This window comes from Corynebacterium sp. HMSC076D02 (assembly GCF_001813815.1).
In the GTDB taxonomy this organism is placed as follows: domain Bacteria; phylum Actinomycetota; class Actinomycetes; order Mycobacteriales; family Mycobacteriaceae; genus Corynebacterium; species Corynebacterium simulans.
The window spans coordinates 112,445-124,816 of sequence record NZ_KV814037.1 but is presented as its reverse complement, the minus strand read 5'-3'; the positions used below and the strand labels follow the sequence as shown (position 1 = coordinate 124,816).

At 61.9% G+C, this 12,372-nt stretch carries 10 protein-coding genes; 5 read left to right on the top strand and 5 right to left on the bottom strand.

Annotated features, from left to right (window positions below; genetic code table 11):
• Positions 1 to 79: 79 nt before the first annotated feature.
• Complete coding sequence (locus tag HMPREF2935_RS01365; RefSeq protein WP_061924916.1) at positions 80 to 1,315, top strand: FAD-binding oxidoreductase; 1,236 nt, start codon at positions 80 to 82, stop codon at positions 1,313 to 1,315.
• Here HMPREF2935_RS01365 and HMPREF2935_RS01360 read toward each other — a convergent pair.
• Positions 1,312 to 2,121: a carbon-nitrogen hydrolase family protein gene (locus HMPREF2935_RS01360; RefSeq protein ID WP_062036978.1), complete on the bottom strand. Its 810-nt coding sequence runs from the start codon at positions 2,119 to 2,121 to the stop codon at positions 1,312 to 1,314. The two genes, HMPREF2935_RS01365 and HMPREF2935_RS01360, sit on opposite strands and share 4 nt — an antisense overlap.
• 102 nt (positions 2,122 to 2,223) lie before the next feature.
• Between HMPREF2935_RS01360 and HMPREF2935_RS01355 the strand changes: the two genes are divergently transcribed.
• The 3 genes from HMPREF2935_RS01355 to HMPREF2935_RS13395 are packed head-to-tail and all read left to right on the top strand — an operon-like array spanning position 2,224 to position 3,646.
• Entirely contained in the window at positions 2,224 to 2,484 is a 261-nt protein-coding gene (locus tag HMPREF2935_RS01355; RefSeq protein ID WP_062036975.1) for a hypothetical protein, read from the top strand.
• A gap of 35 nt (positions 2,485 to 2,519) precedes the next feature.
• Positions 2,520 to 3,314 (top strand): alpha/beta hydrolase, encoded by a 795-nt coding sequence (locus HMPREF2935_RS01350; RefSeq protein WP_246817755.1) that lies wholly within the window; start codon positions 2,520 to 2,522, stop codon positions 3,312 to 3,314.
• Between the two features lie 26 nt (positions 3,315 to 3,340).
• The gene (locus tag HMPREF2935_RS13395) at positions 3,341 to 3,646 is read left to right on the top strand and encodes an alpha/beta hydrolase (RefSeq protein ID WP_371326219.1); all 306 of its coding nucleotides are present in this window, start codon (positions 3,341 to 3,343) and stop codon (positions 3,644 to 3,646) included.
• Here HMPREF2935_RS13395 and HMPREF2935_RS01345 read toward each other — a convergent pair.
• From HMPREF2935_RS01345 to dnaK, 4 genes are all read right to left on the bottom strand, one after another.
• The gene (locus HMPREF2935_RS01345; protein ID WP_061924927.1) at positions 3,643 to 4,071 is read right to left on the bottom strand and encodes a heat shock protein transcriptional repressor HspR; all 429 of its coding nucleotides are present in this window, start codon (positions 4,069 to 4,071) and stop codon (positions 3,643 to 3,645) included. The genes HMPREF2935_RS13395 and HMPREF2935_RS01345 overlap by 4 nt on opposite strands.
• A gap of 15 nt (positions 4,072 to 4,086) precedes the next feature.
• Positions 4,087 to 5,316 (bottom strand): molecular chaperone DnaJ, encoded by a 1,230-nt coding sequence (gene dnaJ, locus HMPREF2935_RS01340; RefSeq protein ID WP_061924930.1) that lies wholly within the window; start codon positions 5,314 to 5,316, stop codon positions 4,087 to 4,089.
• Positions 5,317 to 5,459: 143 nt separating this feature from the next.
• Positions 5,460 to 6,206, bottom strand: coding sequence for a nucleotide exchange factor GrpE (gene grpE / locus HMPREF2935_RS01335; RefSeq protein WP_070731680.1), 747 nt, complete (start codon positions 6,204 to 6,206; stop codon positions 5,460 to 5,462).
• Positions 6,206 to 8,050, bottom strand: a complete 1,845-nt coding sequence (dnaK, locus tag HMPREF2935_RS01330) for a molecular chaperone DnaK (RefSeq protein ID WP_062036964.1) — start codon at positions 8,048 to 8,050, stop codon at positions 6,206 to 6,208. Before dnaK ends, grpE begins: the two co-directional genes overlap by 1 nt.
• A 745-nt stretch (positions 8,051 to 8,795) precedes the next feature.
• Between dnaK and HMPREF2935_RS01320 the strand changes: the two genes are divergently transcribed.
• Positions 8,796 to 12,278, top strand: a complete 3,483-nt coding sequence (locus tag HMPREF2935_RS01320; protein ID WP_070731678.1) for a proline dehydrogenase family protein — start codon at positions 8,796 to 8,798, stop codon at positions 12,276 to 12,278.
• The last annotated feature ends 94 nt before the right edge of the window (positions 12,279 to 12,372 follow it).

The following is a 12,372-nucleotide window of genomic DNA, read 5'->3' as shown; positions in this document are numbered from 1 at the left end:
CATCATACGGAGAAGCCACCTCGAAGCGGCTTCCCTAAACCAGATCGCCCGCGGCCGCGGGCAAGTAGGATGGGCCAGCATGAAGGAATTGGGCGAACACATCCGCAGGCACGCTGACGATTACCGCGATGCGGTGCATCAGCACTTCTTTGCCACCGTCGCGGAGTCGCGCCAAATCTTCGCTCTATCCATGCGTGATACCCACCCGGCACTGGCGCCTGCAGTGGCGTGGATATTGGATGCGGCTGACGATGCCGGCTTCCTCCCAGAAGAGACCATCGAGCGCGTCCGCGAGCTAGGCAAGGAGCACCGCCGCCACGGCTTCCCCACAGAGATTTATCCCAAGTTCGAGGCCTCCCTGAACGAGGGGTTTATCGCGTTGGGACTGACTCAGCACCAGCTAGTGGTGGCAAAGCGCGCCGTCCACACTGTGTGCACCACGATGGCACAGGCGGCGCATGCTGCCGACATCGCCGGCATCGCCCCGGCCCACAGCGCGCAGGTAGTCGCCGTAGAACACCCCAACCGCAATACTGCGGTGGTGCGGCTGGAATCCGGTGCGCCCATCGAATACGAGGCGGGCCAGCATTTTCCCATCACCTCGCAGCTGCTGCCCGGCACCTGGCGCATGCTGACCCCGGCGCATCCGGCGGACACTACGGGCCAGCTGCTCTTCCACATTGCGCTGGCTGGCGACGCCTCCTCTATGCTGGCCAAGGCAAAGCCCGGCGATTGGTGGACCCTGGGTAACCCTGCCGGAAACTTTCCGAACTTGCACGACGGCAAGGCCACCGCGCTCATAAGCTTCGGCACGGGATGGGCGGGCGCCCGCGCCGCTCTCCTAGATTGCTTGGCTGCCGGCGAAGTGCCGAAGAACCTCAGCGTCTACAGCGTGGCTTCTTCCCCTGGCGAACACTACGACACCCACTTCCAGGCTAATCTCCAGGCCCTCTTGCCTGAGCTTTCGTTTCATAACATTTCCCGCAGCGAGCAGGATCCCTGGCTGCTCGGCGCGCAGCCGCAGGCAGAGGGCTTCGCATCCGAAACCGCCGGTGAATCCCAAGACCCCATCGCCGTGGTGCTACGCCACGAGAAGGACGCAGCCAAGGACAAGCGCTTCATCTTGGTAGGCCCCGCCGACCGAGTCGAGGTGGCACGCGAATCCCTCCTAGCAGCCGGCATCCCAGCTGGCAATATCCACGCCCAATCCTGGCAGCGCGGCCACGAGTGGGCCGCATCCGCCGCAGACCTAGACGGCTGGGAGGACTGGGATGCGTGGGCGGCCTGGAAGAAGTCGGAGTGGACGCAAACTTAAGCCTCGAGGACCGGCAGCGCTTTGCGGGTCAGGGCAACGAGGTCGGAGTCGATCTCGGCGTAGATGATCTCCGGCTCGTAGCCGGCCTCGACTACGCGGGTGCCATCGGGGGCTACAACTACTGAATGGCCAATGCCGGTGGGACCAGAGTCTTGGCCAGCCATCTCCGCGCCGCCTGGACGGGCTTGGCCCGCAGCCACGATATAAGAGGTGGAGTCTAGAGCACGCGCCGCGGTGAGCAGACGCCACTGCTCCAGCTTGCCGGGACCGTCAGCCCAGCTAGTAGGAACGACGATTACCTGCGCGCCCTGGCGAGCCAGCTCCTTGAACTGCTCTGGGAAGCGGATGTCATAACAGGTGGCCACGCCAACGGTAATGCCCGCGACGTCGAAAGCGACTAGCGCCTCACCCGCGCGCACGGTATCGGATTCCTTGTAATTGAAGGCGTCATAAGTGTGGATTTTGTCGTAACCGCCAAGAACGTCCGGGCCCGCGATGAGCGCGGTGTTGCTCACGCGGTTGATGGTCTTGCCATCACGCTCAACGGTGTCCGCTGGGCTGAACATGCCAAGCACGACGGTGACCCCCAGCTGCTGCGCTACCGCACGGATGGTGGTGACGAAGGAACCATCAAGGCCCTGGGCCTGCTCGTCTAAGCGGCCAGCCCCGAAGGCCTGGGACGTGGCCTCAGGCAACACGATCAGTTGCGCACCATTCTCAGCGGCCTCACGGATCTTCTCCACGGCCAGCTCAAGGTTCTCCTCGAGGTTACCGCCGGTCAAAATTTGCACTGCTGCTACCAACATGACACCCCAAACTAGCCGAGTCGCGATGAGTTATCCACAGATTTCGCCCTAATCAGAAATTGGGTCTAGAAATTACTGAACTTGGCCCACAAAGCTTGAGGTATGGATTTCTACATCGCTGACAACGCACGCAACACCATCCGCTCCCACATGGGCCAAAGGCACCGCTTCACTACCCCGCCGCCGCCCGAGTATCCGCGCACGGCCAGCGCCCTAGCGCGCGTGGCAAAACACTGGGACGGTCAGCTTGCCGCTAACGCTAAGCAACACGACGCCATGCTCCAAGACCTCGATGAGTTCATCAGGCACAGCAGAAAAATCGATGCCTCCCTAGCCAACAAGCTGGACGGAGGGCTGCCGTGAGACGCGCGCTAAGCCTTTATTTAGCCTCTCAAGAAATGCAGTCTGGCGCTGCTAACCTGCACGTTTTCAAACAAGGACTACACAATAGTTGGCATGACCTAGAAATAATTGGCGCTTTTGCCGACGCCGCGCGCGCCCAGCTGACAAACCCCACGGAACAACTCGAACTACCCGCTCAGAGCATGGAGGCTGCGGCAGAGACTCTTCGCGCCTATGCGCCCATCCTGGCTCGGGTCGAACAATTGCGCGCCGAGGCCACCCGCCTGCTAGCACGGATGGATGAGATAGAACCGTGGAGCAGCCAGATAGGCGCGATGCTGAATGCGCTCGATGCTTTGGGCGACGGCCTGGATTGGGCATGCGCCCGAGAAATAGATGCGCTGTGCACGCCAGAGCTGCCCACCGGCGGCGGCTATCTGGAGGATTACGAGGAGTTACCCATCGAGGCCATCCACCAGATGCTTATGAGCACCGCCCCGCCAGAGGCCGTCGCGCTAGCGGAGAGCAATCCGGACGTGCAGCTGCTTGAAGCCGGGCCCGGTCGCGTTGCAGCACTGGTCGATCCCGGCCAGCTGGGCACTTCCGCGGCGAGCGTTTCCACGGTGGTCTCCGGGGTGCATTCTTCGGATCCGTCCGGCTGGCAAAGCAGTATCGATCGCGCGCGGGCAGTAGCGCGTGCAACGGGCGGTCCCGCGGTGGCCTGGATTGGCTACCGCGCACCAGACAGCCTCGCACAGGCAGGCCACGATTCCCCAGCGGCACGTGGCGCGCAGGACCTACGCCGCTTTCAGCGCTCATTGGGCAAACGCTTTCCCGCTCACAGCGGATAGTGGTGGGTTATTCCTATGGTTCCGTCGTGGCAGGAAAAGCCGCGAAGGCGCCCGGCGTGGCCGAAGACGTGGTCTTCGTGGGCAGCCCTGGCACCACCGCCGAAAGCGCCGATGACATTCAGGCACGCAGCTGGGCCGCGACGAATGCGCACGATCCCATCGGTGCGGTTACGGGCCCGCGCGGTGGCATTCACGGCCCGGACCCGAGCACTCCCAACTTTGGGGCTTCCCCACTACCAGGCGCAAACCGCCTGCCAGGAGACCACATCTCATACTTCAAAGACCCCGCATTTCTGCGGGGTCTCGGAAAGATTGTGGAGGCTAAAAGCTAGCCTTCGTGGCCGGCTTCGCCGCGCCGGCGGCTGCGGCGTGGGGTCCACATGACCACTGACGTCGAGCGCGGCACGTGCACGAGCTCGCCGCGCGGCTGGCGTTCACCAACCCGTTCGCGCAGCTGCTGAACCTCAGCGAGCAATGCATCGCGCTCGGCCTCTAGCTGGTCGCGCTCCTCGGTCAGCTCAATGATGGACTTGATTCCAGCGAGGTTAACACCCTCGTCGTGCGACAAAGTCTGGATCTTGCGCAGCAACTCGATGTCACGGTCGGAGTAGCGGCGCCCGCCGCCCTGAGTACGGGCGGGCGAGACCAAGCCGATGCGATCGTAGGTGCGCAGGGTCTGCGCGTGCATTCCGGACAGCTCAGCGGCAACGGAGATGACATAGACCGCGTTGGCCCCTGCCTGATTTTCCTTGCTCATCGTTGCGCCTTCCTTTTATGCGCTACCTGCGGCGCTTCCATGGGCGACGTTGCCTTCCCAGCCCGCGCGCGGGTCGAAGCCGGAGTCGCGCTCCGCCTGCGCGTAGGTGCGCAGCGCACTGGTGGCGGCGCCATCAAGGTGGGTTGGGACGGTGACCTGGACGGTAACCAGAAGGTCGCCGGCCTTGCCGCCGCGCTTCTCGATGCCGCGATTGCGCACGCGCAGCGTACGGCCATCGGGAGTGCCCGCCGGCACCTTCACGCGAACCGGCGAATCCAGGGTTGGCACAGTAATGGTGTCACCCAACGCCAATTCCGCGAAGGAAACCGGCACCGTAACATGCAGATCGTCTCCCTCACGGGTGAAAATCTTGTCCGGCTTTACCTTCACCGCTACGAAGAGATCTCCCGCCGGCGTGCCGTTAGGGCCTGCCTCGCCCTGACCGGCCAAGCGCACTTTCTGGCCGTCGATGACGCCAGCCGGGATACGCACGGTGATAGAGCGCGTGCGGTGCACGGTGCCGGAACCATTGCAGTCCGCGCATGGATCCTCAATCTTCTGACCGGTGCCGCCACACTCAGTGCACGGCGCGGAAAAACCGAAGGTTCCGCGGTTCTCAGAGGTAAAGCCAGTGCCTTTACAGTTCTTGCAGGAGCTCGTCTTACCTGACTTGGAACCGGAGCCATGGCACGTGGTGCAGGGGGCGTCGCCAGTTAGCTGCAGCGGGATAGTGGTGCCGGTGGCAGCCTCCCGGAATTCGAGGGTTATTTCCGTTTCGACGTCGGCCCCCCGCGACGGCCGAGCTGTGTGGCCAGCACTACCGCCGCGGTTGAAAACGCTACCGAAGATATCCCCAAAACCGCCGCCTTGAGCCGCTCCTCCAGGCGTTCTTCCTCCGAAGAGGTCGGAGAGGTCGAATTCTTCCGCAGATCCTTGGCCCATGTGCGAAGATCGAAACCCGCCGGGGAACCCGGCGCCTCCCATCCGTCCAAACCCACCGCCGTTGCGCAGCATGGCCTTGAACTGGTCGTATTCCTTACGCATCGTGGCGTCGGAAAGCACATCATAGGCTTCGGCAGCGCGCTTAAACTTATCGGCTGCCGCGGGGTTATCCGGGTTGGTATCGGGGTGGTTTTCGCGCGCTAGCTTGCGGTAGCTGCGCTTGATTTCTTCTGGCGTAGCGGACGAGGAGACCCCCAGATCCGCATAATAATCCTTGTCTGCCCATTCGGGTTTGGCGCTCACTGGGCATCCCCTCCTTCCTTGAAACCGCCAGCTTTGGCGGCTATTGGGGACAAAATATAACTAAATAAGATTTGTTCTAAGTTCACTAAACAGTGAAATGGCGCCAAGGCATTTGTTTGTTTAAGCCCTGACGCCACCTCACACTATTCGGAAGCAGATTCCGAACCGGCAGATTCAGCACTGCCCTCGCCGGCCTCCGTGGAGGCGTCCGGTGCATCCGCGATGATTACCATCGCGGTGCGCACCAGCTTCTCGCCTACCTTGTAGCCACGGCGTAGAACGGTACCGACTGCCTGCTCGCCACCACTAGAGAGATCCTGCACAGCCTCATGGATTTCCGGGTCGAAGGCGTCGCCTTCTTCGCCGAATGGCTGCAGCTGGTTCTTCTCCAGCACGCCGGAGAGTTTGTCGGCAATAGCCTTCAGTGGGCCCTCCTCGAGGTCGCCGTGCTGACGTGCGAGCTCTAGGTCATCAAGGATAGGCAGGAATTCTGCCAGGACCTTGGCCTTGGAAGTCTCGATGACAGCCTGGCGCTCGCGCTCGGTGCGGCGGCGGTAGTTGGTGTACTCCGCATTCAGACGCTGCAGATCCTCGGTGCGCTCAGCCAGCTGCGCCTCCAGGGAGTTGCCTTGGTCAGCGGCAGCGTCGGCTGCTGCCTCAGCCTGGTCGGCTGCGTCTTCTGCGGAGACGTCGGCAAGCGCGGCTTCCAGATCCGCATCCAAAGTTGGATCAAGTTCTGCCTCTTCGGCGGAGTCAGCCTGCGCGTCCTGTGCAGCCTGAGCCTCTTGTGCTTCCGCGGCAGCTGCCTCAGCGCGGTCCGCCGAGGTTACCTCTGGATCAGTGTTGTCCGGGTCGCCTGGGTTTTGCGGCATTCCGCTGTTCTGAGTCATTACTTGTCGCCATCCTTGGTCTCGTCTTCGTCGACTACCTCTGCGTCAACAACGTTTGGGTCGGACTCGGCACCAGCTGCGGCGCCCTCAGCACCGGCCTCAGCGGCCTGTGCCTCGTAGATCTGCTTGCCCATCTCCTGGGAGACGGTGCCCAGCTTCTCAACTGCGGACTTGATTGCCTCGATGTCATCGCCCTTCAGAGCCTCATCGACGGCGTCGGCAGCCTCGGTGACCTGGGTCTTAACGTCCTCGGAAACCTTGTCGGAGTTCTCATCCAGGAACTTGCGGGTCTGGTAGGAGGTGGACTCTGCCTGGTTACGCAGCTCCTGCTCCTCGCGGCGCTTCTTATCCTCTTCGGCGTGTGCCTCAGCGTCCTTGACCATGCGGTCGATCTCTTCCTGGGACAGGCCGGAACCATCCTGAATCTTGATGGTGTTTTCCTTGCCGGTGCCCTTGTCCTTAGCAGAAACGGAGACGATGCCGTTGGCATCGATGTCGAAGGTGACCTCGATCTGTGGGACGCCACGCGGTGCCGGAGCGATGCCGCCGAGCTCGAAGGAGCCGAGCAGCTTGTTGGCGGAAGCCATCTCGCGCTCGCCCTGGAAGACCTGGATCTGAACGGAAGGCTGGTTATCTTCCGCGGTGGTGAAGGTCTCGGACTTCTTGGTCGGAATGGTGGTGTTGCGCTCGATGAGCTTGGTCATCACGCCGCCCTTGGTCTCGATGCCGAGGGACAGTGGGGTGACGTCGAGAAGCAGCACGTCCTTGACCTCGCCGCGCAGAACGCCTGCCTGCAGAGCAGCGCCGACTGCAACGACCTCGTCCGGGTTAACGCCCTTGTTTGGCTCGCGGCCGGTCAGTTCCTTGACCAGCTCGGAAACAGCCGGCATACGGGTGGAACCGCCGACGAGAACGACGTGGTCAACCTCGGACAGGGACAGACCTGCATCCTTGATGACCTGGTTGAACGGAGCCTTGGTGCGGTCCAGCAGATCCTGGGTGATCTTCTGGAACTCGGTACGGGACAGGGTCTCATCCAGGAAGAGCGGGTTCTTCTCGGAGTCAACGGTGATGTACGGCAGGTTGATGTTTGCGGACTGGGAGGAAGACAGCTCAATCTTTGCCTTCTCAGCGGCCTCGCGCAGACGCTGCAGGGCCATCTTGTCCTTGGTCAGGTCGATGCCGTTAGCGGACTTGAACTTCTCAACGAGCCAGTCAACGATGCGCTGATCCCAGTCATCGCCACCGAGCTGGTTGTCACCAGCGGTTGCCATAACCTCAACGACGCCGTCGCCGATTTCCAACAGGGAAACGTCGAAGGTGCCGCCGCCCAGGTCGAAGACCAGGATGGTCTGCTCCTGCTCGCCCTTTTCCAGGCCGTATGCCAATGCAGCCGCAGTTGGCTCGTTGACGATACGCAGGACGTTCAGGCCTGCAATCTGACCGGCTTCCTTGGTGGCCTGACGCTGGGAGTCCTCGAAGTATGCCGGGACGGTAATAACTGCGTCGGTAACGTCCTCACCGAGGTATGCCTCAGCGTCGCGCTTCAGCTTCATCAGCGTGCGAGCGGAGATCTCCTGCGGGGTGTACTTCTTGTCATCGATGTCGATGGTCCAGTCGGTGCCGATGTGGCGCTTGACGGAGCGGATGGTGCGGTCAACGTTGGTGACAGCCTGGTTCTTGGCGGACTGGCCGACCAGGATTTCGCCGTTCTTGGCAAAAGCAACGACGGATGGGGTGGTACGTGCACCCTCAGAGTTAGCGATGACGGTAGCCTCGCCACCTTCCAGAACGGAAACAACCGAGTTGGTGGTACCGAGGTCAATGCCTACTGCGCGTCCCATGAATTTTCTCCTTGCTTGTCTTAGAAGACTGTTTTTAGCTTTAAGTTGATTTCAGGTGGCTCAACTTCTCGTTGGCTCTTGCGCCACTCTAACAGAAGTTTCGGTGTTTGCTACAAGAACCTGAGCGCGATCCACTCAACCTCTTCAACCGCGCTTAACCCAAAGTTGTTCCCACTTCGCTCAACTTTTTTGAAATTTTCTATATTCCCCCAGTTGAACGGCCCAAAATCTATTTGGACTATAGGTGGAAAAGATTTCTCTACCCCCTTACTCCCCTCCTCTTGACCAACCTGCCTTTCGACCGCTAATTTTCGATTAGCGATACCGATCACAGGTTCGCACTTTATTTAATCCAGCTCACTAAGCTGACTCCTTCACACTCCCTTTCCTCTTAAGTTCTCGCCTGCCCGAATGCGCAAATTTTCGCAGTTACCGGCGGGGATTTTAAAGGCGCTGGCAGGCGCTGGCGGAGTGGAAGGGCAATTGGTGCGGAAACATTTGGAAAGGACGGTTGCGATGAATCCGAATCATTCTCGTACCCGTCGCCAGGGTGACCGCCCACCGGTGCATTGCGCGCAGATGCTGCGCTAGAGACCGCACTTTCAACTTCTTGAAATTAAGTAATCAAACCGGCTCTGGACGCTTTCCGCGCGCAGATAGCTTTTGCACATCTGTCTTTAAAAGGCACCGATCTATTTAAAAGCGCGTGGAAGCGCCAAGTATTCACCTGAGGTACACACTGCTTATGACAACTTCTGCACACACACGTCTTCCTGAATCCGGCGACGTCGAGGCCTGCGTCGACGCGGCCGTTACCCGCGCTCATTCCTGGCTGCGCGCCAGCGAAGGCGAACAGGATAAGGGAACCGAGCAGCTGGCCCAGCTGCTCCGCGACTCTGAAGGCGTCGCATTCACCATGGACTTCGTCGACCGAGTCATGCGCCCGGAAGACGATAAGGTCGCAGCCAACGCACTGAAGAAGATCACCCAGCGATTCGACCCCGCCTTCCTAGGCCTTATCAACGGCACCCTGGTTGGCATGGGTGGTTTCTTTGGCCCCATTTTGCCGAACCTGGTCATGCCGCTGGCACGTCTGCGCATGCGCCAGATGGTAGGCCACCTCGTTTTGGACGCTGAGTCCGAGTCCTTGGACAAGATGCTGGATAAGGCAGCCGAATCCGGTGAGCACCTCAACCTCAACCTGCTGGGCGAGGCAGTTCTGGGCGAGGACGAGGCCCGCTCCCGTGCAAAGCGCACGCTCGATCTGATCAAGAACCCAAAGGTCACCTACGTTTCCGTCAAGGCTTCTTCCATGGTGGCCCAACTCAACCCATGGGACATCGACGGTTCCGTCGAGCGCCTGAAGGAGCGCTTGCGCCCACTGTATGAAGAGGCCGCCAAGCGCTCTCCTAACGTATTCATCAACCTGGATATGGAGGAGTACCACGACCTTCACCTGACCATCCGCCTGTTCAAGGAGCTGCTCTCCGAGCCGGAGTTCAAGAACCTGGAAGCGGGCATCGTCTTGCAGGCTTACCTGCCAGATACCTTCGAGGCCCTGCAGGAAGTAGCAGAGTTTGCCAAGGAGCGCGTGGCAGCCGGCGGCGCCAAGGTCAAGGTCCGCATCGTGAAGGGCGCGAACCTATCCATGGAGCACGTCCAGGGTGAGGTCCATGGTTGGCCGGTTGCTACCTACACCGACAAGGCAGACGTGGATGCGAACTACTACCGCCTGCTGGATTACATCGTGCGCGAAGAGTTCGCCGACTCCGTGCGTATCGGCGTTGCTACCCACAACCTGTTCACCGCGGCTTTGGGCTACGAGCTCGGCAACGCCCGCGGCGTGCTGCACATGCTCGACTCCGAGATGCTGCAGGGCATGTCCCCGGCACAGCAGGCTGCAGTCCGCGAGGTCTACGAGGGGCGCCAGATCCTCTACACCCCGGTCGTCCACGCAGAGGACTTCGACGTCGCCGTGTCTTACCTAGTCCGCCGCTTGGAGGAGAACTCCGCCAGCCAGAACTTCCTCTACGCGCTGTTCGCGCCGGATGAGCCGGAGCGCGATTCCCGTGGCAACAAGCGTGCTGGCACCCCGATTGAGCAGCAGGAAGCTCACTTCCGCGCGGCAGTAGAAAACCGCTGGGAGACCTTCGCCGGCCCAGAGCGCACCCAGAACCGCATCGAAGAAGAGGCTGCGGGTGAAGGCCGCCAGGCCCCACGCGGTGGCCGCTTCACCAACGAGCCGGACACCGACCCAGCCCTGGAAGCCAACCGCGAGTGGGCGCATAAGCTGCTGAGCCAGGACCCAGGCCACCACGGCATCGACGAGGTCACCGATCCGGAGGCCGTGAACGCGGCAGTTGCCACCGCCTCTTCGCTTGCCGACGCGTGGGGCGCCAAGCCCGGCGCAGAGCGCGCTGCCGTCCTCGAGACCGTGGCAGACAAGCTGGCGGCTACCCGCTCCCGTCTCATCAACGTCGCAGCCTACGAGGCCAACAAGACCATCACGCAGACCGACCCAGAAATCTCTGAGGCCATCGACTTCGCCGTCTACTACGCACACTCTGCTCGCCTGCTCGATGAGGCACGCTCTAAGTTCACCCCGAACCGCGTCACCGTGGTCACCCCACCGTGGAACTTCCCTATCGCTATTCCGGTAGGCGGCATGCTCTCCGCCCTAGCTGCGGGTTCCGCCGTCATCATCAAGCCGGCGCCACAGGTTGTCCACTGTGCCAAGGTGGCAGTCGAGTGCGTACACGCCGCGTTGGAGGAGCACGGCCTCGACCGCAACCTCGTCCAGCTCGTGCTCACCGATGAGGGCGAAGCAGGCAAGGCACTCATCTCTCACGCGGATGTCGACGCCGTAATCCTGACCGGCGCATCCGATACCGGCAAGCTCTTCCGCTCTTGGCGTCCAGAGATGAACCTGATGGCGGAGACCTCCGGCAAAAACGCGCTCATCATCACCCCGGCTGCGGACCCTGACCTGGCTATTGCGGATCTTTATCTCTCCGCATTCGGCCACTCTGGTCAGAAGTGCTCTGCTTCCTCCCTGGTCATCTTCGTCGGCGCCGCCGGCACTTCCGAGCGCCTGCGCGACCAGCTTCTCGACGCCGTGCGCACCCTCAAGGTAGGCCCAGGCTATGACATCACCACCACCATGAACGGCCTGGCCGAGGCACCAAGCGAGAAGCTACTGCGCGGCCTTACCCAGCTGGAGCCAGGCGAGAGCTGGCTGCTCAAGCCGGAAAAGCTCAACGAGGAAGGCACCCTGTGGTCCCCAGGCATCCGCGATGGTGTGAAGCCGGGCTCCTGGTTCCACCTCAACGAGTGCTTCGGCCCAGTGCTCGGCATCATGCACGCCAAAACCCTCGAGCAAGCCATCGAGTGGCAGAACTCCACCGGCTACGGTCTGACCGGCGGCATCCACTCCCTCGACGACGATGAGATCCAGTACTGGATCGACAACGTCGAGGTCGGCAACGCCTACGTCAACCGCGGCATCACCGGCGCCATTGTCCAGCGTCAGTCCTTCGGAGGCTGGAAGAAGTCCGTCATGGGCCCAGGCGCCAAGGCAGGCGGCCCGAACTACGTGCCGCAGATGGGCTCCTGGGCAGGCGGCGAGCTGCGCCCACGCGAGGTCGACGTCCCAACGGCGGTGGCCAACGAGCTGCGTAACCTGGCAAGCCGCGCCGCGCTTTCCGACGCCGACGTCGAATGGCTCTGGCGCGCCGCCGAGCTCGACCAGCTGGCCTGGATGGAAGAATTCGGCCGCGACCATGACCGCACCGGCCTGATTTCGGAGGCGAACATCTTCCGCTACGCGCCGCTGCTGGACAAGCTACACGTGCGCATCGGCGAAGGCTTCGCACTGCGCGATGTAATCCGCCAGGCGCTCGCCGCCGCAGTCACCGGAACCAAGGTGGAGTTCTCCGCTACCCCGGCCGTCGCAGAGCAGCTCGCGGTGCTGGGCATCGAGGTGCGCCAGCTTTCCGATGCCGCCTTCGCATCCGAGCTCTCCCGCGCCGAGTCTGCCCGTGTACGCACGCTGGGCGCCGTCGCGGACACCGCTCGCGAGGCAGCCGTGGAGTCCAACTCCGTCATTCTTGACCAGCCAGTTCTGGCCGACGGCCGTCGTGAGCTGCTGCCTTACCTCCTGGAGCAGGCCGTATCGGTGACCATGCACCGCTTCGGCATCATCCGCTCCGTCGCCGGCATCGAGCGCTAGCCCAGCGCCCAGCCGCCACCAGCCGCCAACCGTGGCTGCGTGGCAATCGCCCGTCTCCTGCACTTTTAGGAGACGGGCAGATGTATCTATATGG

Coding starts and splice junctions, on each gene's coding strand:
- dnaK (WP_062036964.1), bottom strand. CDS start 8,050: ATGGGACGCGCAGTAGGCATTGACCTCGGTACCACCAACTCGGTTGTT.
- HMPREF2935_RS01345 (WP_061924927.1), bottom strand. CDS start 4,071: ATGAGCAAGGAAAATCAGGCAGGGGCCAACGCGGTCTATGTCATCTCC.
- HMPREF2935_RS01320 (WP_070731678.1), top strand. CDS start 8,796: ATGACAACTTCTGCACACACACGTCTTCCTGAATCCGGCGACGTCGAG.
- HMPREF2935_RS01360 (WP_062036978.1), bottom strand. CDS start 2,121: ATGTTGGTAGCAGCAGTGCAAATTTTGACCGGCGGTAACCTCGAGGAG.
- grpE (WP_070731680.1), bottom strand. CDS start 6,206: ATGACTCAGAACAGCGGAATGCCGCAAAACCCAGGCGACCCGGACAAC.
- HMPREF2935_RS01355 (WP_062036975.1), top strand. CDS start 2,224: ATGGATTTCTACATCGCTGACAACGCACGCAACACCATCCGCTCCCAC.
- HMPREF2935_RS01350 (WP_246817755.1), top strand. CDS start 2,520: ATGCAGTCTGGCGCTGCTAACCTGCACGTTTTCAAACAAGGACTACAC.
- HMPREF2935_RS01365 (WP_061924916.1), top strand. CDS start 80: ATGAAGGAATTGGGCGAACACATCCGCAGGCACGCTGACGATTACCGC.